1 protein-coding gene is annotated in these 661 nt (G+C 35.9%); it reads left to right on the top strand.

The features are described 5' to 3' along the window. Nucleotides 1–54 precede the first annotated feature (54 nt). Nucleotides 55–507 (top strand): hypothetical protein, encoded by a 453-nt coding sequence (locus tag M6D81_RS31635; RefSeq protein ID WP_262681645.1) that lies wholly within the window; start codon nucleotides 55–57, stop codon nucleotides 505–507. Nucleotides 508–661 lie beyond the last annotated feature (154 nt).

Genomic DNA, 661 nt, shown 5'->3' with positions numbered 1-661 from the left:
AACGTTAACTGAAATCGCCAAACACAACATAATTTAAAGATTAGGAGCAAAACGATGAAATTAGAATTATCAGAAGCTCAATATAGAGCACTTACAAAGTTGGTTTTTTTGGGGAATTGGATCGCAAACTCTACAAAACTTAAAGATGAACAAAATCTTGAAATGGAGGAACTGGAGCAATTAATTTACAGTTACTCTTATGAATTTGAAATGAATGATTTAATTGAATTCGATGAGAAATTTAATGAATATTTCCCGACAAGAAAATTTGAAGAACAGCTTGAAAACTTCATTGATGATTATGATAATTTTAATTTTTGGCAGGAATTATCTAGTCGATTAGCTCGCAGAGACTTGATTAATGAAATCGGCCCAGTGAGTAAACTTACTGACAGGCATAAAGAAAGAGAATTTGAAATTGAAGAAACGTATGAAAATGAATTTGAGAAAAACGGATTAAAGAACCTGGTATTAAAGGAACCAGATAAGAGAGGGAAGTTGAAATAATAGGAATGAAAGTAATTCAAGGAAGAGGCGACATCAGTTAACACCATATTCACGCATCGGGCATACGCCCTCGGTCCCAGAAGCGGCTTCGGAGAAGTAGTTGCTGTGGACACACCCGGCATTCGCCGGGCGTCGTGAATATACGAAACGTTAT

It is taken from the genome of Paenibacillus sp. J5C2022, from assembly GCF_025567625.1.
Lineage (GTDB): Bacteria > Bacillota > Bacilli > Paenibacillales > Paenibacillaceae > Pristimantibacillus.
Note: the sequence above shows the minus strand (reverse complement) of the source record. Positions and strands in the feature narration are given on the sequence as shown.